Annotated in this window: 21 protein-coding genes and 1 tRNA gene; 10 read left to right on the top strand and 12 right to left on the bottom strand. The window is 67.1% G+C overall.

Annotated features, from left to right (window positions below):
• Position 1 precedes the first annotated feature (1 nt).
• Positions 2 to 283 (top strand): muconolactone Delta-isomerase, encoded by a 282-nt coding sequence (catC, locus tag ACFWAY_RS35440; RefSeq protein WP_378513810.1) that lies wholly within the window; start codon positions 2 to 4, stop codon positions 281 to 283.
• Positions 284 to 332: 49 nt separating this feature from the next.
• On the opposite strand, the gene ACFWAY_RS35445 is transcribed toward catC, so the two are convergent.
• Entirely contained in the window at positions 333 to 1,526 is a 1,194-nt protein-coding gene (locus tag ACFWAY_RS35445) for an ROK family protein (protein ID WP_378455969.1), read from the bottom strand.
• A 151-nt stretch (positions 1,527 to 1,677) separates the two neighbouring features.
• Here ACFWAY_RS35445 and zwf point away from each other — a divergent pair, with 151 nt between their 5' ends.
• The 5 genes from zwf to ACFWAY_RS35470 all read left to right on the top strand — a co-directional run bounded on the left by zwf (position 1,678) and on the right by ACFWAY_RS35470 (position 8,532).
• Positions 1,678 to 3,156: a glucose-6-phosphate dehydrogenase gene (zwf, locus tag ACFWAY_RS35450; RefSeq protein ID WP_378513811.1), complete on the top strand. Its 1,479-nt coding sequence runs from the start codon at positions 1,678 to 1,680 to the stop codon at positions 3,154 to 3,156.
• The gene (edd, locus tag ACFWAY_RS35455) at positions 3,153 to 5,006 is read left to right on the top strand and encodes a phosphogluconate dehydratase (RefSeq protein WP_378513812.1); all 1,854 of its coding nucleotides are present in this window, start codon (positions 3,153 to 3,155) and stop codon (positions 5,004 to 5,006) included. Before zwf ends, edd begins: the two co-directional genes overlap by 4 nt.
• An 11-nt stretch (positions 5,007 to 5,017) precedes the next feature.
• Positions 5,018 to 5,644, top strand: coding sequence for a bifunctional 4-hydroxy-2-oxoglutarate aldolase/2-dehydro-3-deoxy-phosphogluconate aldolase (gene eda / locus ACFWAY_RS35460; protein WP_378513813.1), 627 nt, complete (start codon positions 5,018 to 5,020; stop codon positions 5,642 to 5,644).
• A gap of 29 nt (positions 5,645 to 5,673) precedes the next feature.
• A complete protein-coding gene (locus ACFWAY_RS35465; protein WP_378455965.1) occupies positions 5,674 to 6,852 on the top strand; it encodes an ROK family transcriptional regulator in 1,179 nt (392 codons plus the stop codon).
• 228 nt (positions 6,853 to 7,080) lie between these two features.
• Positions 7,081 to 8,532, top strand: a complete 1,452-nt coding sequence (locus ACFWAY_RS35470) for a sugar porter family MFS transporter (protein ID WP_378455964.1) — start codon at positions 7,081 to 7,083, stop codon at positions 8,530 to 8,532.
• Positions 8,533 to 8,568: 36 nt separating this feature from the next.
• Here ACFWAY_RS35470 and ACFWAY_RS35475 read toward each other — a convergent pair whose 3' ends face one another.
• Positions 8,569 to 9,300, bottom strand: coding sequence for a FadR/GntR family transcriptional regulator (locus ACFWAY_RS35475; RefSeq protein WP_378455963.1), 732 nt, complete (start codon positions 9,298 to 9,300; stop codon positions 8,569 to 8,571).
• 167 nt (positions 9,301 to 9,467) lie between these two features.
• Between ACFWAY_RS35475 and ACFWAY_RS35480 the strand changes: the two genes are divergently transcribed.
• The 3 genes from ACFWAY_RS35480 (at position 9,468) to ACFWAY_RS35490 (ending at position 12,592) form a co-directional block, all read left to right on the top strand.
• Entirely contained in the window at positions 9,468 to 10,862 is a 1,395-nt protein-coding gene (locus ACFWAY_RS35480; protein WP_378513814.1) for a GntP family permease, read from the top strand.
• 34 nt (positions 10,863 to 10,896) lie between these two features.
• Complete coding sequence (locus ACFWAY_RS35485) at positions 10,897 to 11,448, top strand: gluconokinase (RefSeq protein ID WP_378455961.1); 552 nt, start codon at positions 10,897 to 10,899, stop codon at positions 11,446 to 11,448.
• 172 nt (positions 11,449 to 11,620) lie between these two features.
• Positions 11,621 to 12,592 carry an alpha/beta hydrolase gene (locus ACFWAY_RS35490; protein WP_378455960.1) on the top strand — a complete coding sequence of 324 codons (972 nt, stop codon included), beginning with the start codon at positions 11,621 to 11,623 and terminating at the stop codon, positions 12,590 to 12,592.
• 55 nt (positions 12,593 to 12,647) lie between these two features.
• Here ACFWAY_RS35490 and ACFWAY_RS35495 read toward each other — a convergent pair whose 3' ends face one another.
• Entirely contained in the window at positions 12,648 to 14,144 is a 1,497-nt protein-coding gene (locus tag ACFWAY_RS35495) for an MFS transporter (protein ID WP_378455959.1), read from the bottom strand.
• A gap of 64 nt (positions 14,145 to 14,208) precedes the next feature.
• On the opposite strand from ACFWAY_RS35495, the gene ACFWAY_RS35500 reads away from it, so the two are divergent.
• Positions 14,209 to 14,589, top strand: coding sequence for a MarR family winged helix-turn-helix transcriptional regulator (locus ACFWAY_RS35500; RefSeq protein ID WP_378513815.1), 381 nt, complete (start codon positions 14,209 to 14,211; stop codon positions 14,587 to 14,589).
• Positions 14,590 to 14,593: 4 nt separating this feature from the next.
• Here ACFWAY_RS35500 and ACFWAY_RS35505 read toward each other — a convergent pair whose 3' ends face one another.
• The 9 genes from ACFWAY_RS35505 to ACFWAY_RS35545 all read right to left on the bottom strand — a co-directional run bounded on the left by ACFWAY_RS35505 (position 14,594) and on the right by ACFWAY_RS35545 (position 22,670).
• A complete protein-coding gene (locus ACFWAY_RS35505) occupies positions 14,594 to 15,397 on the bottom strand; it encodes a transglutaminase family protein (RefSeq protein ID WP_378455957.1) in 804 nt (267 codons plus the stop codon).
• Between the two features lie 51 nt (positions 15,398 to 15,448).
• Complete coding sequence (locus ACFWAY_RS35510; RefSeq protein ID WP_378455956.1) at positions 15,449 to 16,288, bottom strand: alpha/beta hydrolase; 840 nt, start codon at positions 16,286 to 16,288, stop codon at positions 15,449 to 15,451.
• A 70-nt stretch (positions 16,289 to 16,358) separates the two neighbouring features.
• Complete coding sequence (locus ACFWAY_RS35515) at positions 16,359 to 17,957, bottom strand: phytoene desaturase family protein (protein WP_378513816.1); 1,599 nt, start codon at positions 17,955 to 17,957, stop codon at positions 16,359 to 16,361.
• A gap of 33 nt (positions 17,958 to 17,990) precedes the next feature.
• Positions 17,991 to 19,214, bottom strand: a complete 1,224-nt coding sequence (locus tag ACFWAY_RS35520) for a cytochrome P450 (RefSeq protein ID WP_378458974.1) — start codon at positions 19,212 to 19,214, stop codon at positions 17,991 to 17,993.
• Between the two features lie 103 nt (positions 19,215 to 19,317).
• Positions 19,318 to 19,394 (bottom strand) — tRNA-Met (locus ACFWAY_RS35525).
• A 61-nt stretch (positions 19,395 to 19,455) separates the two neighbouring features.
• Positions 19,456 to 20,094, bottom strand: a complete 639-nt coding sequence (locus tag ACFWAY_RS35530; RefSeq protein WP_378458973.1) for an LON peptidase substrate-binding domain-containing protein — start codon at positions 20,092 to 20,094, stop codon at positions 19,456 to 19,458.
• A complete protein-coding gene (locus ACFWAY_RS35535; RefSeq protein WP_037230957.1) occupies positions 20,094 to 20,567 on the bottom strand; it encodes a DUF309 domain-containing protein in 474 nt (157 codons plus the stop codon). The genes ACFWAY_RS35530 and ACFWAY_RS35535 overlap by 1 nt, the downstream gene beginning before the upstream one ends.
• 16 nt (positions 20,568 to 20,583) lie before the next feature.
• Positions 20,584 to 21,333, bottom strand: a complete 750-nt coding sequence (locus ACFWAY_RS35540; RefSeq protein WP_378458972.1) for an ESX secretion-associated protein EspG — start codon at positions 21,331 to 21,333, stop codon at positions 20,584 to 20,586.
• On the bottom strand, positions 21,330 to 22,670 hold the full coding sequence (locus ACFWAY_RS35545; protein WP_378513817.1) for a hypothetical protein: 1,341 nt from the start codon (positions 22,668 to 22,670) through the stop codon (positions 21,330 to 21,332). The genes ACFWAY_RS35540 and ACFWAY_RS35545 overlap by 4 nt, the downstream gene beginning before the upstream one ends.

The raw sequence follows: 22,670 nt of genomic DNA on the forward strand, positions 1-22,670 counted from the left end.
GATGGCACTCTTTCACGTCCGCATGGACGTCGCCATTCCCCGTGACCTCGACCCGAAGGTCCGGGAAGACACCATCGCCAAGGAGAAGGCGTACTCGCAGGAGCTCCAACGCTCCGGCAAGTGGCCCGAGATCTGGCGGATCGTCGGGCAGTACAGCAACATCAGCATCTTCGATGTCGAGTCGGCCGACGAACTGCACGAGATCCTGTGGAACCTTCCCCTGTTCCCGTACATGAAGATCGAGATCATGCCGCTCACCAGGCACGGTTCCGACGTCAAGTAGGCCCTCCGGGCTCGTGCGCCTTTTTGGTTGTTCCCGCTACCAAAAGGGCTCACGGGCGCGGAGCGCCTGCGAGTAGCCGGTCGACGGCGCGCACGCTGAGGACGTGGTCGAGCGCCATGGTGGCGCTGCCGACCACTCCCGACAGTTCCCCGTGCGTCCAGGGGAGGATCTGAAGCTGTTGGGTGGCAACGGCGATCGCGTTGCCGTATAGGGTTTCGCGTAGCCCGGCGACGAACGTGTCGTAGGCCTGCGCCATGTCGCCGCCGACGATCACGACCTCCGGGTTGAGGAGGTTGACCGCGCCCGACAGGACCTCGCCGATCTGCCGTCCGCTCTCACGGATCATTCGCCGGGCCTCGGCGTCCCCGGCGAGGGCGAGGGTGATCACGTCGCGGATGTGGGTGACTTCGCGTCCCTGCTCCTGCAGATTGCGGACCAGCGCCCACCCGCCGGCCACGGCCTCGATACAACCCACATCACCGCAGCGGCACACAACTCCTTGTGCCGCTGCGGTTTTCGTGTGCCCGATCTCGCCTGCCGCGCCGAGGGCGCCCCGCTGGAGCACGCCCCCGGACACGAGGCCGGCGCCCAGCCCGGTCGACGCCTTGATGAGCAGCATGTCGGCGAAGTCGCGGCGTTCTCCGCGCCGCTCCGCCAGCACCATGACGTTGGCGTCGTTGTCGACGAACACGGGTGCGTCCGTGACGTCGGCGAGGAACGGCTGGAGGGGGACGCCGTCCCAGCCCGACATCATGGGGGAGTTCAGGCTGCACCCGCGTTCGGTGTCGACCGTCCCGGGGAGGCTGATCCCGATCCCGACCGTCCGTCCCGCGGTCTCGCCCAGACTCTCGCGCAGTGCGATGAGGCGTTGCGCGATGACGGGCATCAGCTCGGCCGGGCTGGTGCCGATCTCCTGCTCCACGTCCTCGGCGACGATCACGTCGCCGGCGAGGTCGCAGATGGCCAGCTGCGTGCGGCTCCGGCCGATGGCCGCCGACAGCACGACACCGGCCTGGACGTGAAACGAGAGCTTCACCGGCGGCCGCCCGCCGGTCGATACGCCTTCTTCGCGTTCGACGACGAGTCCCGAGGACTGCAGCGACGACACCCGGGCCGCGACAGCCGTGCGCGACAGCCCGGTGAGGTTGCCGATCTCGGTGCGCGTCGTGGCTTGCCCTGCGCGAATGAGGGCGAAGACGTCGCCACCCGTCGCCGGGGAGGTCGTCGAGCGAGTCGTCCGCATGGTGGCCATTCAACCAACCGGACACGCGTCTGACAACGTAAGCCACGGATCTTTGTTCGCAGAAATACTTAAGTCTGTATTGATCGAAAGCGAAAGGTCGCCTATCGTCGTCTGTGATGGCCCACACATCCGGCTTTCAGAGGGAGATGACATGTCACCAGCGACCACCGTGGATCCGTGCGATTTCGTCGTGTTCGGCGGCACCGGCGACCTGGCGGTTCGTAAGCTGCTTCCCGCGCTCTACCTGCGCGACAGGGACGGCCAGCTGCCCGCCGAAACCCGCGTGATCGGTGCCTCGCGAGCCGGTCTCGACACCGACGGCTACCGCGACAAGGTGCGGGGTGAACTCGCGCGGTTCGTCTCCGGCGATCAGCTCGATTCGGACACCTGTGAGCGATTTCTCAGTCGGCTCGAATACGTCTCCGTCGACGCCGGGGACCCCGAGAACTGGGCGGGCCTGAGCGACTGCCTCGCCGCGCGGGAAGGTTCGATCCGGGTCTTCTACCTGGCCTGCGCTCCCGGTCTGTTCGGGCCGATCTGTGAGAACCTCGCCCTGAACGGTCTCGCCGACGCGCAGTCCCGCGTCGTGCTGGAGAAGCCCATCGGACACGACCTCGCCTCGGCCCGCGCCGTCAACGACGCGGTCGGCGCCGTGTTCGAGGAATCGCAGATCTTCCGCATCGACCACTACCTCGGCAAGGAGAGCGTCCAGAACCTTCTGGTCACGCGATTCGCCAACACGTTCCTCGAACCGCTGTGGAACTCCTCGTCGATCGACCACGTGCAGATCAACGTGGCCGAGTCGCTCGGGGTCGGCAGTCGTGGCGGCTACTACGAGTCGGCGGGTGCCCTGCGCGACATGCTGCAGAACCATCTCCTGCAGATGCTCTGCCTCGTCGCGATGGAACCGCCCACCTACGTCGACCGCGAGACCGTGCGAGACGAGAAGCTCAAGGTCCTCCAGGCCCTCAAGCCGATGAGCCCGCAGGACGTCGAACGCTGCACCGTCGCAGGTCAGTACGGTCCCGGCCTCGCTGACGGGATCGCCGTCCCCGGATACCAGGAGGACGTCGAGAACCCGGGCAGCGCCACCGAGACGTTCATCGCGGTCAAGGCCGAGATCCAGAACTGGCGTTGGGCCGGCGTGCCGTTCTACCTGCGCACCGGCAAGCGCATGGACCGGCGGTGCTCGGAGATCGTGGTGCAGTTCAAGCCCGTCCCGCACCCCATGTTCCCCGGCAGCGAGGGCCACAGCGAACCCAACCGCCTGGTGATCCAGTTGCAGCCCCACGAGGGCATGCGGCTGCACATGACGGCGAAGGAACCCGGCCCCGGCGGTATCCGGCTCAAGCCGGTGTCGTTGGACCTCAACTACATCGAAACGTTCAAGCGTCCGTCACCCGACGCCTACGAGCGGCTGCTGATGGACGTGGTCCGGGGTAACCCGACCCTGTTCATGCGCCGCGACGAGGTGGAGGCCGCCTGGGAGTGGGTCGAGCAGATCCTCGTCGGCTGGGAGAAGTCCGAGCGCGGCCCGCGCCGCTACCCGGCCGGCACCAACGGACCGACCGACGCGACCACCCTGATCGAGCGCGACGGCCGCGCCTGGCACGAAGGAGTCACCGCATGACCGACGCACCCACACCGACGGCCGACGTGCACCCCGTCCTCGCCGCCGTCACCGAACGAATCATCGAGCGCAGCAAACCCGAGCGCACGGTCTACCTCGACCGTATCCGGCAGGCCGCCGACCGCGGCCCGGCGCGCGGCAAGCTGGCGTGCGCGAACCTCGCGCACGGCTTCGCAGCGTCCGGCCCGGCCGACAAGAAGGCACTGCGCAGCTTCGTCAAGCCCAACATCGCGATCGTCTCGTCGTACAACGACATGCTGTCGGCGCACCAGCCGTTCGAGCACTTCCCGCGGCAGCTGAAGGCCGCGGTCATGGAGGCCGGTGGCATCGCCCAGTTCGCCGGTGGCGTCCCCGCGATGTGCGACGGCATCACCCAGGGCCGCGACGGCATGCAGCTGTCGCTGTTCAGTCGCGACGTCATCGCGATGGCGACGGCGATCGGACTGTCCCACGACATGTTCGACGCTGCCCTCATGCTCGGCGTGTGCGACAAGATCGTGCCGGGAATGCTCATCGGTGCACTGGGATTCGGTCACCTGCCGACGATCTTCGTCCCGGCCGGGCCGATGACGTCCGGTCTGCCCAACAACGAGAAGTCGCGCGTGCGGCAGTTGTACGCGGAGGGCAAGGCCGATCGCGAGGAACTGCTCGACGCGGAAGCGGCGAGCTACCACGGCGTCGGCACGTGCACGTTCTTCGGCACCGCCAACTCCAACCAGCTCCTCATGGAGGTCATGGGCCTGCACCTGCCCGGATCGAGCTTCGTGAACCCCGGTACCCCGCTGCGTGAAGCCCTCACGTCGGAGGCGGGAAGGCGCGTCACCGGCCTCACCGCACTCGGTGACGACTACACGCCGGTCGGCGAGGTCGTGGACGAGAAGGCCGTGGTCAACGGTTGCGTCGCACTGCTCGCCACCGGCGGCTCGACCAACCACACGATGCACCTCGTGGCGATCGCCCGCGCCGCCGGCATCACCCTCACCTGGGACGACCTGTCGGAACTGTCCGCGGTCGTGCCGCTGCTCGCCCGGATCTACCCCAACGGCTCGGCGGACGTGAACCACTTCCACGCGGCGGGCGGCCTCGGCTACGTCGTGTCCTCGATGCTGGACGCGGGACTGCTGCACGAGGACGTGAAGACCGTCGTCGGCCCCGGGCTCCGCCGCTACACCGAGGAACCGAAGCTGTCCGGCGAGGGCGTCGAATGGCAGCCGGGCACGCGAATCAGCCTCGACACCAGCGTGTTGCGCGGACCGGAAGATCCGTTCGACGTCAACGGTGGACTCAAGATGCTGACCGGAAACCTGGGTTCGTGCGTGATGAAGACGTCGGCCGTCCACCCGGACCACCGCGTGGTGACCGGTCCGGCCAGGGTTTTCGACGATCAGCTCGACTTCCTCGCCGCGTTCGAGGCGGGCACGTTGACCGGTGATTTCGTGGCCGTGCTCCGGTACCAGGGCCCGCGCGCCAACGGCATGCCCGAATTGCACAAGCTCACACCGGTACTCGGTGTTCTGCAGGACCAGGGCCGGAAGGTCGCGCTGGTCACCGACGGCCGGATGTCCGGCGCCTCCGGGAAGGTTCCCGCGGCCATCCACCTCACCCCCGAGGCGGCGGCGGACGGACCGCTCGCGCGTGTGCGTGACGGCGACGTCCTGACCGTCGACGCCGTCACCGGCTCCGTGAACGTGCACCTCGACGACGAGGAACTGGCCGCCCGCCCGGCGACCGGTCGTATGCTCGGTGCCGACGAATGGGTCGGCACGGGGCGCGAACTCTTCGCCGGCCTGCGTGCCGCTGTCGGACCGGCGACCCAGGGCGCCAGCGTTTTCCACCCCCAACCCGTCTAAGGAGTATTTCAGTGACGAACAGCCCCTCCCTCCTCGACCGCGTCCCGGTCATCCCTGTCGTCGTCGTGGACGACCTCGGCGACGCGGTGCCGGTGGCCCGCGCGCTGGTGGCCGGCGGCATCCCGATGATCGAACTGACCCTGCGCACGCCGTGTGCTCTCGACGCCATCAAGGCGATCGCGAGCGAGGTGCCGGAAATCTGCGTCGGTGCGGGCACGATCGTCGAACCGGTCCAGGCCGTGCAGGCGGCGGAAGCGGGAGCGCAGTTCCTGGTCTCGCCGGGCAGCACCGAAACTCTCCTCAAGGCCATGACGGACACCGGACTGCCGCACCTCCCGGGCGCGGCGACGGTCTCCGAGGTGCTCTTCCTGCTCGAGCACGGCTACCGCGAACTCAAGTTCTTCCCCGCCGAGGCGTCGGGTGGCGCAAAGTTCCTCGGCTCGATCCACTCACCCGTTCCGGCGGCACGGTTCTGCCCCACCGGCGGTATCTCGACGTCGAACGTCGGGGACTACCTGTCGCTGCCCAACGTCGGCTGCGTCGGCGGATCCTGGCTCACGCCCGCCGACGCCGTGAAGCAGCAGGACTGGGACCGGATCAGCGGCCTCGCACGTGAGGCGGCGGCACTCGCCCGGTAGCGGGAGAAGCGGCGCGGTACGGTGATTTCGTGCGCGACAGTGACAACGGTGACTCCCAGAGGCCGGGTTCTCAGTCCTCGCTGAAGTCCGCCAACCAGCACCGTGTGGTCCGCGCGCTCCAGACGTCGGGTGAGCTCACCCAGGCGGAGATCGCGCGTCGCACCGGATTGGCGCCCGCCACCGTGTCCAACATGGTCAAGGAATTGACCGCGGCCGGGATGGTCGCCGTGCCGGGCGGCGACCACCCGGGCCAGCGGGGCCGGGCGGTGCGGCTGACCCGCAAGATGGGGCTTGCAGTCGGGATCGACTTCGGGCACCGCCATCTCACCGTGGCCGTCGCCGACATGGCACACCAGGTGCTCGCCGAGGAGCGCGTCGAACTCGGTGCGGGTCACCGCGCCGCGGACGGCGTGGTGCAGGCGGGCGCTCTTCTCGACGCGGCCCTCGATCGACTCGGCTGCGACCGTACGTCCGTCCTCGCCGTCGGCATGGGTCTGCCCGCGCCGCTCGAGACCGACACCGGCGAGGTCGGCGGCCCGTCGATTCTCCCGGGGTGGGTCGGTGTCGACGCGGCCGCCATCGCGTCGGAGTATCTCGGCACCGCGGTGCACGTCGACAACGACGCGAACCTCGGCGTGCTCGCCGAACACATGTGGGGAGCGGGCCGCGGAACCACCGATCTCGCCTACATCAAACTGTCCGACGGAGTGGGTGCCGGCCTCGTCCTCGACGGCCGGCTCTACCGCGGAAGAGGCGGCACCGCAGGCGAAATCGGCCACCTGACGCTCGACGAGTTCGGTCAGGTATGCCGCTGCGGCAACCGCGGCTGCCTCGAGACCCTCGTCGCCTCGCACGTCGTGATCGGGTTGCTCGCACCGAGTCGCGGTCCCGACCTCACCATCGCCGACATCGTCGCGATGGCCGAGAGCGGAGACGCCGCCTGCATCCGGGTGCTCGCCGACACGGGGCGGCACGTCGGCGTTGCGGTAGCGAGCCTGTGCAACCTCGTCAATCCCGAACGACTCGTCATCGGCGGTGAACTCGCGCTGGCAGGCGAACTGCTGCTCGGGCCGATGCGCGAGGTGGTCGGCCGCTACGCGGTGCCCAGCGCGGTCCGTTCCCTGGATATCCGCGTCGCCGAACTCGGCCCCCGGGCGCAGGTGCTGGGCGCCGTCGCGCTGGGTCTGCGATCCGCGCTTCCGGCCTGACTGTTCGTCACTGAATTCTCGCACCGCTGCATGGGGTGCACTCTGCGCACATCACGGCTACCGCGTTCATAAATGAACATTTGTGCGGTGACGATCATCTATTTGTGTTCATATCTTGACGGTTCCCCGTTTCGTTGCCTACTGTGTTCCGCACCACAACGAATGCGCTCTCGCGCGGGCCTCGGCTCGATCCGAGACTCGATCACCCCCTTGCTCACGAGGAGTCCCATGACTGAACACGTCCTGTTGCCCGGTGCGGAATCGCCCGGCGACACAGCAGAGGGCACTTCGGTTCCCGTCCGTATCGCGGTCGTCGCCGCACTCGGCGGGTTGCTGTTCGGCTACGACAGCGCGGTCATCAACGGCGCAGTGTCGGCGATCGAAGGCAGGTTCCAGGTCGATTCCGCTCTCCTCGGATTCGCGATCGCCTCGGCACTGCTGGGCGCTGCGGCGGGAGCGATGCTGGCCGGGCGGATCGCCGATCGGTACGGACGCCTCGTCACCATGCGGGCCGCTGCCGTGATGTTCCTCCTGAGCGCCATCGGCACCGGATTCGCGGCCAACGTCGAGATGCTGGTGACGTTCCGGATCGTCGGCGGCATCGGTGTGGGTCTGGCCTCGGTTATCGCACCCGCCTACATCGCCGAGATCTCGCCCGCCCGGGTGCGTGGACGGCTCGGGTCGCTGCAGCAACTCGCGATCGTCACGGGCATCTTCGTCTCGCTCCTGGTCGACTACGCCCTCGCTGCCCTCGCCGGCGGATCGCAGGAAGAGCTCTGGTTCGGGCTCGAGGCCTGGCGCTGGATGTTCCTCGCGATGTGCGTGCCCGCACTGGCCTACGGACTGCTGTCGCTGACGATTCCCGAATCCCCCCGCTACCTGATCGCCCAGGGCCGCCTCGGTGAGGCCCGCGGCATCCTCGCGGTCCTGCTCGGCGAGAAGGGCTTGGACCTCAAGATCGAAAGCATCCGTTCGACGCTGGACGGTGAGGCGCAACCGTCGATCCGTGATTTGAAGGGCTCCGCGTTCGGCCTGATGCCGATCGTGTGGATCGGCATCGGACTGTCGGTCTTCCAGCAGTTCGTCGGTATCAACGTGATCTTCTACTACTCCAGCGTGCTGTGGCAGGCCGTCGGCTTCGACGAGGGCAGCTCCCTGCAGATCACGGTCATCACGTCGGTGGTCAACATCGCCACCACTCTCATTGCCATCGCCTACATCGATCGTGTGGGCCGGCGACCGCTGCTGATCATCGGCTCCGCCGGTATGGCCGTGACGCTCGCGACCATGGCGTTCATCTTCGGAACCGCGTCCACCACTGTCGTGGACGGCGTCACGACGCCGCACCTGACCGGACTGCAGGGCCCGATCGCGCTCGTCGCCGCCAACCTCTTCGTGGTGGCCTTCGGAATGTCCTGGGGCCCCGTGGTGTGGGTCCTGCTCGGCGAGGCGTTCCCCAACCGCATCCGGGCCGCCGCCCTGTCGCTCGCCGCGGGCGCGCAGTGGGCAGCGAACTGGCTGATCACCGTGACGTTCCCGTCCATGAAGGACTTCTCGCTGGGAATCTCGTACGGCTTCTACGCCGTGTGTGCGGTGCTGTCACTCGTCTTCGTGTTGCGCTGGGTCAAGGAGACGAAGGGCGTGGAACTCGAAGCGATGCACTCCGATTCGGTCGTGTAAGACCTCCCGCGCACCGAAGTGGACACCCGCGAGTACTCACTCGCGGGTGTCTTCTTCGTCTTTCATCTGCTCGACTGCCGTCGCGGATTCGCTCACGATCGCACGCATGGCCGTCTCCGCCGCGTCCGCGTCGCCCATCTGAATGGACGACGCCACCACGCCGTGCAGCCGGATTGCTTCGGTCTCGGCGACGTGCGGCATCAACGAGTGCCGGGTGCGGCCCTCGAGCACCTCCACGACGATCTGCGACATCGCGCGCAACAGGGGATTCCCCGACGCGGTCAGCAGGGTGCGGTGAAAGTCGGAGTCGTGGGCCAGGTAGGCGTCCGTGTCCGCCGCGCGGGACGTCGACGACATTCCGATGACGGCCGCCGTCAGCGCCCCGCACTGCTCCGGCGTCGCCCGAGTCGCAGCGAGACGCGCGGCGAGCGGTTCGATGCCCGACCGCAGTTCGCTCAGGCTCGACAGCTGGTCGAACCGCTGCGGGCCGGCCAGCTTCCACCGAATCACGCTCGGATCCAATGAATTCCAGTGCTCCTCACCCAGGACGGTGATCCCGACCCGACGTCGCACGGCCAGCAGTCCGAGCGATTCGAGAACGCGGACCACCTCGCGGACGACGGTGCGGGAGACGGAGTACTGGGTGACCACGTCGTCGGCGGAGATCCGGGTGCCGGGTGCCACGACTCCGGCCACGATGTCGCTACCCAGCCGATCGAGCACCGTTTCGTGCAATTGCCGGTACTCGCCGCCGCCTGCGTTGGTCATCCGCTGATGTTCCCACGGTTGCCCCCATTGAACACACGTTGGCGCGCGATTCAGACTCTAAGTAGTACTTAATTGGCTACCGCCTTGAAATCATATGGTTTATGAGGCAGAGTGACCTGAGTCACGAACAAGGGTCATTCCATCACCGATCTCCCTGGAGCAACAGAATGAGTACCGCGTCACTACTCGCAGCGGCCGACAGTGCCGGCCACGACGCGCGGCTGATCACGGCCGCCGTCGTCGGCGTCGCCGTCATTATCGCGCTGATCACCTGGCTCAAACTCCACCCGTTCCTCGCGCTGTCGATCGGCGCCGTCGGCGTCGGTATCGCCGCAGGTCTGGGTGCGGAAGACTCGGTGAAGTCGTTCGTCGAGGGCTTCGGGGTCACGATGGGCGGCGTCGGAATCCTGATCGGGTTCGGTGCCATGTTCGGCAAGTTGCTCGCCGATTCCGGTGGTGCCGACCGCGTCGTCGACACCCTCGTTGGACGGGCGGGCCCGCGGACGCTGCCGTGGATGATGGCGCTGGTCGGCGCCGTGATCGGCCTGCCGATGTTCTTCGAGATCGGCCTCGTGCTCCTGATGCCCGTCATCATCCTGGTCGCGCGGCGTTCGGGACTGTCGTTGATGCGTATCGCGATTCCCACGCTGGCGGGTCTGTCGGCCATGCACGGTCTCGTTCCGCCGCACCCAGGGCCACTGGTCGCGGTGGCGGCCCTGGACGCCAACCTCGGACTCACCCTCGCGCTCGGCGTCCTCGTCGCGATTCCCACCGTCATCATCGCCGGGCCGCTGTTCAGCAAACTGGCGGCACGCTGGGTGGACGTCCCCGTCCCCGAGCTCTACGTGACCGTCGAGGACCGGGAAGGCGCCGAGGCCGCCGCCGAGCATCGCCGGCCCAGCTTCGCGGCCACCCTGTCCGCCATCCTGCTGCCTGTGGTCTTGATGCTGGGCAAGGCGATCGCCGACGTGATCGCCGCCGACTCGGAGTCGCCCGCGAAGGCGCTGCTCGACTTCCTCGGCACGCCGGTCGTGGCCCTTGCACTCGCGGTGCTCGCCGGGATGGCGCTCCTCGGCCGGGGTGGCGGCATGGACCGCAAGGCCATCGCCGCCTCGCTGGAGAGTTCGCTGCCTCCGATCGCCGGAATCCTCCTCATCGTCGGTGCCGGCGGCGGATTCAAGCAGGTCCTGATCGACACCGGCATCGCCGATGTGATCGCCGACGCGATCAAGGACAGCGCCCTTCCCGTGCTGTTCCTCGCCTGGCTCGTGGCCGTGCTCATCCGTGTCGCCACCGGATCGGCCACCGTCGCGACGGTCACCGCGTCCGGCATCCTCGCGCCCGTCGCCGCCGAGCTGACCTCCACGCACGTGTCGCTGATGGTGCTGGCGATCGGGTCCGGCTCGCTGTTCCTGTCGCACGTCAACGACGCGGGATTCTGGCTGGTGAAGGAATATCTCGGCGTCACGGTGGTACAGAACCTGAAGACGTGGACGGTGATGGAATGCGTCATCTCGGTCACCGGTCTGGCCGGTGTCCTCGCGCTGAGCGTATTCATCTAAAGGGGGCTGAGAAATGTCGAGTGAGGTTGGTGAGATGCACGTGAGTACACGCGAACCTGCAGGACGCACGCCGCAGACCGCGGATCCGGTCCTGGTGCTGATGGGGGTGTCGGGGTCCGGGAAGTCGACGGTCGCGGGAATCATCGCCGGCGCCATGGGCTGGGACCTGCAGGAGGGAGATGCCCTGCACCCACCCGCGAATGTCGCGAAGATGGCGTCGGGGCAGCCGTTGACCGACGAGGATCGCTGGCCGTGGCTCGATGTCGTCGCGGGGTGGATTCGGGAACACACCGAGAACGGTCTTCCCGGGGTCATCACCTGCTCGGCGCTGAAGCGCAGCTACCGCGACGTGCTGCGGGGCGACAACGTCGTGTTCGTGCATCTCGCCGGGTCGCGGGCGCAGATAGGGGAACGGCTGACCGCTCGGCTCGACCACTTCATGCCCCCGTCGTTGCTGGACACGCAGATCTCGACGCTCGAACCGATCGAGCCGGACGAGGACGCCATCGTGGTGGACGTGGGCGGATCGCCCACCCACGTCGCGACCGAGATCATCGCTCGACTCGAGGAGCGACTCGGGCGGTAAATCCCGGGCAATCGGACGGAAATCAGTCGAAGTCGCTCGGCAACGGGCGACTTCGACTTACCGTGGCGGGAGGTCTCGGGGAGCGGACGTGACAGTTTCGGGTGCGTTTCTCTCCGGATCGCCCTAGGGTGTCCACTTGGCTGGACAAGCGTCCGATACAACGGAGGGCAGTATGCGAACGCGTGAATCGATCGTGTGGCACTGGGATGTCAGTCGGCGGGCGCGCATGACTTTCTGGTTTGCCAGGTGTTTCGTCAAACCGCTGTTCACGATATGGCCGACGACGGACCGCGGCATCGAACTGCTGGCGACCCTCGACGAGCTGATCGACCGGCTTCCCAAGCCGAAGGGCCTCGACATCGAGGCGATCTCGCTCGGCGGGGTGCCGTGCGAGAAGATCACCCATCCGCGACCCACGGTCACGTCGATGGACGGCGCCACCATCCTCTACTTCCACGGCGGCGGATTCGTGTTCTGCGGGCTCGCCACCCACCGGGCACTGTGCGGGCTGCTCGCCGCGCGGTCGGGTGCGCCCGTCGTCTCGGTCGAGTACCGGCAGCTTCCAAGGGGTGCGATCGGGGCGTCGCTGGTGGACGCCCTCACCGCGTACACCGAGGTGCTGAAGGTCTGCGACGACCCCACCAGGGTGATCGTCGCGGGCGACTCGGCGGGCGGATATCTCGCGATGAAGGTCGCGGAAGTTGCCGCGTTGCGGGGCCTCACCCGCCCGGCGGCCGTCATCGGGTACTCCCCGCTGCTCAACCTCGACCTCGAGGATCACGACCCCGACTTCATGAAGCGCGATGCGTACCTGCCGATGTCGCAGGTGGCCAAGCTGAAAGATCGCTGGCTGGCCGGGCCCGATCAGATTCCGGGCGCCCAGTCTCCGGTGAACGCGGATCCGGCGCTGTTCCCGCCAGTCTTCCTCACTGCCGCCGAATACGAGATCATGCGGCCCGACGTCGAGATCATCACCGACAGGTTCGATCGTGAGGGACGGCAGATCGAGACCCACATCTGGAGTGGGCAGATCCACGCGTTTCCGGTGATCGGCAAGGTGCTGCGGGAGAGTCGCACGATCATCGGACTCACCGTCGACTTCGCGTCCCGCGCGCTCACGGAGTCGAAGCGGCACTCGGCCTGAACTCCTGAACGGCAGAACGGGTGGGCCTGTGCCCACCCGTTCTGCCGTCCGGGAACTATGCGGGGTTGAGCACCCTGCGCAGCAGCGGTGACACCGTGATCAGCAAACCCAGCAGCGCGACTCCCGTGACGAGGACGAGGCCGGAGTGGAACTGGTGGAACCCGGCGCCACTGATACCGGTGGCCGTGTGCGAGCCGGCGGTGACGAGTGCGGTGGTGAGTGCCAGCACGAGTGCGGCGCCCACCTGCGCGGACGTCTGCACGAGGCCCGACGCCAACCCCTGCTCGGAGTCGTCGACGCCCGACGTGGCCTGGGCCATGATCGACGTGAAGCCCAGCGCGAAACCGACGCCCAGCAGCAGCACGCTCGGCAGGATCGCCACCACGTAGTGGGGCTGATCGCTCCCCGAGAAGAGGAACCACAGGTAGCCGAGGCTCAACGAGGTCAGTGCCGCAATGATCATGCGGGCCGTGCCGAACGCGTCGATCAGGCGTCCGACGAACGGTGATCCGAAGGCCACGATGATGCCGGCGGGCAGGAGACCCAGCGCCATCTCCAGCGGCGACCATCCGAGCACCGACTGCAGGAAGATCGTCATCATGAACTGGAAGCTCAGGTAGGAGCCGAACAGCGCGACGATGCTGAGGTTCGCCCGCACGATCGAGCCGACCCGGAGAATGCTCAGACGCACCAGCGGGTGCGCCACGCGGTTCTCCACGACGAAGAACGACGCCAACAGGGCTGCGGCCAGTGCGAACGAGCCCAGCGTGAGCGGATCGGCCCAGCCGCGGGCCGGTGCCGACACGACGGTGTAGACGGCGAGCAGCATTCCGGACACCAGAGTGGCGGCTCCGACGATGTCGTGTCCGCCGTTGTCGGCGGCGCGGTCGCGGGGAATCAGGATGGTGCCCGCGACGAGAGCGAGGACCGCGAACGGTACCGGCATCAGGAAGGTCCAGCGCCACCCGGCGCTGGTCAGCAGTCCGCCCAGGATCAGGCCGGACGAGTAGCCGCTGGCTCCGAAGACGGAGAAGATCGACAGCGCCCGGTTGCGGGCGGGCCCCTCCTTGAACGTGGTGGTGAGGATCGACATCGCGGTCGGTGCGGTGAACGCTGCGGCGAGTCCCTTCACGAAGCGGCTCGCGATGAGCAGCGTCCCGTTGTCGACGAGTCCGCCGACCAGGGACGCGATCGCGAACACGGTGAGTGCGATCAGGAAGACGCGGCGGCGTCCGAGGAGGTCGGCAGTGCGTCCGCCCAGCAGGAGCAGACCACCGAATCCGAGTACATATCCGTTGATGATCCATTGGAGCGAGGTGGTGGACAGCCCCAACTCGGTTCCGATGGAGGGCAACGCAACACCCACCATCGAGACGTCGAGGCCGTCGAGGAACATGACGAGGCACAGCACGGCCAGGACACCCCAGAGGTGGGGTGTCCAGGCCTGGTCGGTCGACGGGGGGGTGGTGGTGCCCGACGAGGTGGCGAGGTCCGGGGTGGCGTCGCTGATAGTCACAGAGAGAATGTAGATGCACGTGCAATCAATGCGCAAGCACTAATTTCGTTTGCATTTAATTCGCTTGCACCTTTTGCGTACGCGCGCTAGGGTGCGGTTCATGAGCTCTGAAGCAGACCTGCGCGGCACGTGGCGGCTGCTCGCGAGCAGATACAACGAGATCGCCTGCGAGTTGGATCGTGAGATGCAACACGCTCACAGCCTGAGCATGAGTGATTTCGAGACGCTCGACCGACTCATGGACGCCACCTGCGAGCGACCTCGGATGCAGGACCTGGCGGCCGAGATGTACCTCAGCCCCAGCGCCCTGTCCCGGAGCGTGGCCCGGCTGGAGAAGGCGGGCCTGGTCGCGAGGGCGTTGTGCGAGGCGGACCGGCGGGGCGTATTCGTCGACGTCACCGACGCCGGCCGCGAGGTGCACGCCGACGCCAAGAAGATTCAGGTGGGCGTGCTCACCGAAAGGCTCTCGGACGCAACCTGATCCGTCAGGTCAACGAGGTGGGTGTCGCGTAGTCGTCGGACGGGAACTCGCCGTCGACGACGGCTGTCACCACGGTGCTCTCGAGTGTGATCGCCCCTCCGTGATTGTCCAGGAACGCGGTGTCCGCGGCGTCGCGACCCGTCGCGATCCGCAGGAGCGCCGAACGCGGGGCCAGTCGGGTCGCGTCGACCACACGCCATTCACCATCGACGAACGCCTCGACGACAGCATGGAAGTCCATAGGATCGCACCCCGGCGCGTACACGGCCACCAGCCGCGCCGGGATGGTGACGGCCCGCAGAAGCGCCACCGTGAGGTGGGCAAAGTCACGGCAGACGCCCGCCCCGGACAGCATCGTGTCGACGGCGCTGTCGGTGGATCTGCTCGAACCCGCCTGGTAGAGCAGTCGCGACCCCACCCACGTGGTGATGTCTTGCAGCAGTTCCGGATGCGGCTTGGACAGATTGAATTCGCCGCCGGTGAAACCGAAGAACTTGTCCGCCTCCGCATATCGGCTCGGGCGCAGATACTTCGACAGGTCGTAGTCGGTGACCGGAGGCGAATCGGCCTTACCCAGAACCGAAGCCGAGTACTCGACGTGCAGCGAGCCGGGAGCAGTGTCCAGAAGGTGGACACGAGTACCGTGCTCCGCCAACATCTCTCGCGCCTCGACACGGTTACCGTCGAGGGTGAACGTCAGCGATTCCGACAACTCCGAACCCGGGGTCCGGGTCACCGCGATCTTGAATTCGAGACTGGTGGCGTCGGTGACCTCGATGTCGAGAGTGGCGCTGACGTGACGTTTCATCAGCCCATCCTGGCATCCATCGTCCAGGGGTGCAGAACACCCCCGCCGAAGTCAGGCCTGCACGCGCGGCCGCAACCACTCGACGAGATCGTCGAGAACCTCCTCGTTCTCCGGTTCATTGAACACCTCGTGGAACAGATTTTCGTAGATCTCCACCGTGAGATCCTCCGAACCGACGTACTCCGCGATGAGTTCCGTGCCGTGCACACTCGCGAGTCCGTCGTCCTGGCCGTGCTGCAGCAGCAGGGGAACCGTCAACGACGGCAGACGCTCCGGCAACCGTTCGGCAGCGAGGATCATCCCGCGCGCAATCCCGGCAGGTACCTTCCCGTGGTGGACGAGGGGATCCTCCTCGTACGCCGACACGACCGCAGGATCGCGGGAGACCAGCTTCGCGTCGAGCGACTCGACGGGCACTCCGGGGAGGAAGCGACCCACCAGTTTGCCGATCTCGACCACGATGCGCGGCGTGCCACTCGTCACGTCGACCGCAGGCCCGGACAGCATGAGTGCCTTCAGATCCTGCTGGTGGTCGAGTGCATAGGTCAGCGCGATGGAACCGCCCATGCTGTGCCCGAGGAGGAACCGGTCGGCTCCCGGCCAGTCCGTCGACGCGATGCCGAACAACTGGTGCAGGTCGTCGGTGAACTCGGTCCAGTCCTTCAGGTGGACCCGTTTGCCGCCCGACCGCCCGTGCCCACGGTGGTCGGGCGCGTAGATCGCGAGGTCGAGTTCCCCGAGCCGCTCGATCACGTGGTCGTAGCGCCGGGCATGCTCGCCGAAGCCGTGGCACAGAACCAGCACGCCGCGCGGGCGCCGCTCGGGGAGCCACACGTCGTAGACGATGGGAATTCCGCCGACGCCGGCGAAGGATGATTCTCGATGCTGCATGATGCCCCTTCGTGGTCCGAATTCGACGACTCAGATCATCGCACGGTGAGGTACCCCGGCACGGGACAAATTAGGGTATCGGCCCCTTCGACAACAGCTCGATGACGGCGCGCGAGGTGCGTCGCCGCAGCCAGCCGCGCGGTCCGTCCTCGCCGAGCGCGGCGCGGGCGGCGTTCAGGCCCGACACCCCGTGTACGCCTCCACCCGGATGCGCGGAGGCACTTCCCAGGTACAGGCCCTGAACCGGCGTCTCCGAACGGGACGTCCCCGGCCCGGGGCGGAAGATCAGCTGCTGATGGAGTTGCGCCGTCCCGCCGTTGACGGCGCCACCCACGAGATTCGCGTCGGCTGCCTCGAGATCGGACGGGCGCTGGACGACCCGACCGACGACCCGCTCCGAGAAACCCGGTGCGTGCGCCTCGAGGACGTCGTCGACTCGCGCGGCCAGCAGATCGGCGGACGCGTCGTCGGTGATGTCCCGCGGTAGATGCGTGTACGCCCAGGCGCTTTCGGTGCCCTCCGGTGACCTGGTGGGATCCGCAGTCGTCATCTGCCCGAACAGCAGGAACGGGCTGGACGGGACGGTGCCGGTGGTCAGGTCGGCCATCCAGCGGACGAGTCCGTTGTCGTCGGCGCCCAGATGGACGGTGCCCGCCCCGCTCAGACTGGGTGAACGCCACGGAACCTTCTGCGACAAGGCGTAATTGACCTTCAGGACGGGCGTGTCCCACTCGAAGTGCTCGAGGTCGGCCCGCACGCGGGCGGGAACGACGTGGTCCGGAAGCAGCGACCCGTACAGCGCGGGCGCGGACACGTCGGCGATCACCGCCCGACGTGCCGTGTAGCGGACACCCGACGCCGTCCGCACACCCACGGCGCGACCCGACCGGACGTCGATCCCGGTCACGGCGTCGCCGTAATGGAAGTGCGCACCTGCGTGCTCGGCCCGGCGCACCATCGCGGCCGACAACTCGCCCGCGCCGCCCACCGGAACGGGGTAACCGCCGTCCTGGGCGAGCATCGTCAGGATGTAACCCATGACGCCGCTGCCCGGTGCGTCCGGCGGGGTGTCGGCGTGCATCGCGTTACCCAGCAACAGAAGTCGCGCCGCCTCGCTGCGGAACAGTTCATGCGCCATCCGTCGTGCCGGCAGGAGGAGGAATCGGGCCAGCCGCAGCGACTCGGCTGTGCCCAGCTGCCGCAGCAGTCGGCTCGGGCCACGCACGGGCGGGAACGGGCTGAACAGAGTGCTCAGCAGCGGTCCCTTGATGTCGTGCCACTGCTCGACCAGTGCCGTCCACGAGACACCGTCACCAGGTTGACGGCGTTCGAGGTCGGCGGCCGTGTCCACGGGGTCGGGATGGATCACCGGTGCGTCCTCGTCGGCAGCCGAACGGGCGTGCCCGAGCGCGCTGGGCGCGTGACTCCAGCGCAGTCCGTGCGATTCGAGGTCGAGGCCGCGGAGCGCCGGTGACACGGTGGACAGGGGATAGAACGCGCTGAACAGGTCCGAGGTGAAGCCGGGGACGAGTTCTGCCGACCTCACCGCACCGCCGGGCGTCGGCTGCGCCTCCACGACCGCGACGTCCCAGCCCGCATCTGCCAGGGTCGCGGCCGCGACGAGTCCGTTGGGACCGGATCCGATGACCACTGCGTCGACGTTATTCACTCGACCAGGCTTTCAGAAAAGGCGGCGCTCCGCTCAGATGGACGAGGGCGTGAACGTCACCGGCATGTGCTTGAGCCCGTTGATGAAGTTGGAGCGGAGGCGCTGCGCCGGTGCCGTCTGCTCCATGTCCGGCATGCGACGCAGAATCTCGCTCAGCATCACCTTCATCTCCGCGCGAGCGAGGTTGGCGCCGAGGCAGAAATGGTGACCGCCGCCACCGAACGCAATGTGCTGGGAGTAGTGGCCGGTGGGCCGATCGATGTCGAACGTGTAAGGGTCGTCGAACACCGCCTCGTCGCGGTTCCCCGACATGTGCCAGATGACCACGCGGTCGCCCTCGGAGATCTCGACGTCGTGCAGCACGGTGTCTGTCATCGCAGTCCTGCGGAACTGCATGACCGGGGTGGCCCAGCGCAAACCCTCCTCGATCAGCGCGTCCAGCTTGGACGGATCCTCGAGCACCTTCCTGCGCTCCTCGGGATGCTCCATCAGCGCCAGCTGGGTGTGTGAGATGGCGTTGCGGGTGGTCTCGTTACCCGCGACCGCGAGGAGCATGAAGAACATGTTGAAATCCAGCTCGCCCAGCTTCTCGCCGTGCACATCGGCCTGGATGAGAGCTGTCGCGATGTCATCGCGGGGGTGCTTCTTGCGGTCCTCGAACATCTCCAGGCTGTAAGCGAACATCTGGGCCGCCGCCGCCCGTTCCTGACCTTCCTCCAGATGGAATTCCGGATCGGAAGAGCCGATCATCTGATTCGTCAGATCGAAGATCAGTTTGCGATCTGCCTGGGGCACGCCCAGGAAATCGGCGATCGCTTGAAGCGGGAGCTCGGACGCGACGTCGACGACGAAGTCGCACTCTCCACGCTCGATCACCGCGTCGACGATGGCCGTGGCCCGCCGCGCGAGAATCTCGTGCAACTGGCCGATGCGGCGGGGCGTGAAACCCTTGCTCACGATCTTCCGGAGCGCCGTGTGGTCCGGTGGGTCCATGTTCAGCATCATCAGCTGCTGGCCCGCCAGGTCTTCCGGGCTCAGGTCGTCGATGTAGGTGGCGCCCCGCCACGACGAGTACGTCTCGGCGTCCCGGTTCACCGTCACGATGTCGGCGTGCCGGGTGACACACCAGAACGGGTCGCCGCGCTCGTCGACGTGCCGGTAGACCGGTGCCTCCCGCCGCAACACGGCGAACATCTCGTGGGGCACGCCCTTCGCGAAGGTGTCCGGGTTGTAGAGATCGACGTCGGCGAGCTGCACTGTCCCTCCTGAGGCCTCACGTACGAGAATACGTTCTAGTCCTGGAGGATGTGGAACAACGAAAAACGGCTCCGGAGAATTGAATCTCCGGAGCCGTTTCCAGTGGTAGCGGGGACAGGATTTGAACCTGCGACCTCTGGGTTATGAGCCCAGCGAGCTACCGAGCTGCTCCACCCCGCGTTGCATTGATAACACTACACCCTTCCCGGAGTGCTCTTGACCAACCCCGGGGAGGGCTAGGTCACATCAGCCGGAACTGGACCATTTCAATGGCGTTCTCGATCGCCTCGGAGACCTCCCGCAAGCGTTCGTCCGCGCCGGCCGCAGCCAAGATCTGCAGGCGGTCGGCGTCCCCCATCGGAATGTGCGTCGCGATCTCATAGAGCCTCGTGCCGAGCGACCCGCGGAATCCGCCGATGACGGGAACGTCGGGCGGCACGTTGCCGGTCTCCGTCGCGAGACGGCGGAGCAGGCCGTACAGAAATTCGAGTCTCTCGATGAGGGACGGGAATTCGTAGTCCGCTGTCTGGGTGCCGGTGTTCTCGTCCGGCCACACATCGACCTCGGCGATCGGATACGGGTTGTCGGGCAACCACTTCGACACCTTGATCCGTTCCTCCGTGCGGCAGAACAGCTCGTACCGCCCGTCGCCGATCGAGGCGTGGGATTCGATCCGCGCGATGGTGCCGACATCGTGGCGGACATCGCCGCCGCCCACCTCGTTGCCGCGGGCAATGAGAACGACCCCGAAACGGGGACCGTCCGGTGCGTCCAGGCAGTCACGGACAAGTTCCTGGTAGCGGGGTTCGAAGACGTGGAGGGGGAGCTGCTGACCGGGCAGCATCGTCGAACCCAGCGGGAACATGGGGAGCAGAGTCATCAGGGGATTCTCAATCGGGGTACGGGCGTCGCCGGCAACGGGTCGACGCGATCGATCTCGTCCGTGAGGTGTTCCGACCACGTGAGGAGGCCGGCGATGTCGAGGCCGTGCGGCGCCTCCACCTCGTAATGCCGGATCCGGTCGTGGCCTTGGCGCAGCAGAGACCGCGCGCCGGTCTTGTTGCCCCGCATCAGATGGGTGAGACCCACCGCGAGCTGAGCGAGACCCTGCCACAGTTCCCGCTCGTCCTCGGGAGCGATCTTCCACGTACCCTCGAGGATCTCGTGGGCGTGGAACGGCATGCCGTGGTCGAGTAGCCGCTGAGCCTCCGTGATCGCCTCGTCGGGTGGTAACCGCAGGTCGTCGGGGATGCGCGGCACACCCTCGGCGTCGTGCGGCAGGGGTCGCCCGAGTTCGTCGCGGGGGCGTGCATTGAGGGGTTTCCCCGCCCCGTCCCTGTCACGATCGGTCATGGGACAAGGGTAACGCTCAGCCGCGGGTCGGCGAAGGGTTGGCGAGGGCCGCCGACACGCGTTTCGACAGCTCGTCGCGAACCAACCGGACTGTCGCCGACCGCAGATGAACACGGTCGTCCTGGTGATAGAGGTACCGGCCGTCCGCTTCGACGTCGATCCAGGTCAATTCGCCCAGAACAGGCTCGTCGAGCCCACTGCGCGCGCCCCGGACGCAGATGTAGCCGATTCCGGTCCGCGGCCGGCCCACGATCCTTCGCAGGAGAGTGCCGTCGGAGGCCCGGGCGTTCTGCAGGACGGAAGTACCGCTGCTTCGGTTCTCGAGGTCGTCGGGATGCGCGGTCAGAGACGGGGTTCGTCCGGGCGCGCAGCCTGGCAGGTCTTCCAGGAGTTGGGTGGTCAGCCAGTCGACGCCCTCTGCACTGGCCTCGATCCGGATGTCGCCGCGGCCCGCTGCGCCGCGCAGCTGTTCGGCGACGACGGCGACCCTGCCCCGGATGCTGCCCCTCCGGCGAAGCCCGGAGTCGAGTTCGGGGGAGGGTGCGAGCACCGTGACGGACAGTTGCGGATCCCGGAGCGCCTGGATCGCGGCGACCAGTTTCGGTTCGTCGAGCGCCGTCCGCCACTGTTCCAGTTCGATTTGCTGGACGGCGTACCGGTCTTCCGTCGCGGCCGCGGACCGGTATTGCAGCGGGTACGGCATGCGGTCGAGATCGGTTGCCTCCCACAGACACATGAACTGGGCGGACGTCAGCCGCCAGTTCATGCGCCGATCACCGGGGGTGCGACGGGGTCGAGTTTGCCGATCAGTTCGTTGCCGTTGTCGACGGTGATGAGGTAGCTCGGCGTCTGATGCTCCGTGTCGCCATCGCCGTTGCCGCCTGCACGGCCGGGCGCACCCATCATCCCGGGTGCCATACCCATTCCGGGACGACTCATGCTCGGCTTCACCGGAGTCGCCGCTGCAGCAGCGGCAGCCGCTCCGGCGCCGGCCGCGGCACCACCGGACGGGATCGGGCCACCCGGAACCACACCGCTCGAGTTTGACTCGGAGTCGCGCTTGTCGTTCTTCCGGCGCGCGCTCGACGCCGAGCCCCCGATGCCCGATCCGCCGGCACCGGACCCCGAACCTCCGCCGATTCCGCCACCGTAACCCGCGGCGCCCGCGCCGCTCCCCGACTGCGAACCGGCACCGGCCGCGTTCTGCGCATTCGCGGCGGCAGTCTGTGCGGCCGAGCCGGATCCCGCCCCGGCGCCCTGGTTGGCAGCGGCTTCGGCATTCGCCGCGGACGTAGCCGCGGACTCATCCCCGGCGGAATCCCCGTCCGCGGGGTTCTCGCCATTCGCCGACGAATCGCCCTCGCCCGACGCGGAGGAGGTATTGCTGTCGGTTGTGCCCCACGGGTTCGACCCGTAAGGCAACGTCCCCTGCGGACTTGAGACACCATCAGAGCGGGCACCGTCTCCAGAGGGAGCGTAGGGCTCCGGCAGTTGCGGGACGTTCGTGCCGACATCCCGGTAGTTCGGCACGTAGATCGCCTCCAACCTCCGAACCGCTTCGAGCCGTGCGGCCTCCCTCGCAGTCTCGGACGTTTCCGCCGCAAGCGGACTCACTGGGAGTTCAGACAGGACGCCTTCGGAACTAGCTGGCTGAGGCACAGAGGCTTTCACGTCCTCGGCAGTGCTCCGGAGGATATCGAGCTTGACGGCAATCGCGGCTAGCCCTGAGGCTAACTGCCCGCTCGACTGTGCAAGTTTTTGCGTCGCGGCCGTGGCGGCGTCGGCAGCAGCCCCCTCCCAACTTTCGGCGATCGTGTTTCTGAGGACGGCGAACCCAAAGGCAAGAGGCAGGGCGTTAGAGATGTCATGGCATGCTTGCGCAATTCCGTCGATATCAGCCGGTTCGATGAGTTGAACATGTGTGTAAATCTCTTCGTGGCTGAACCCGTGGAAGCTTTCCATGGTTTCGATATATGGATCGTCCGGTCGTGCGCCGCTGAACAGTTTGTTTGCCGAGTCCTGAAGGCTCGCACGCCGATCCTGCCCCACACCTCCTGAGACCAACGAACCAAGGATTGTCGAGGTAACGTCCTGTGGTGGCAC

This window comes from Rhodococcus sp. NPDC059968, from assembly GCF_042738615.1.
In the GTDB taxonomy this organism is placed as follows: Bacteria; Actinomycetota; Actinomycetes; order Mycobacteriales; family Mycobacteriaceae; genus Rhodococcus_F.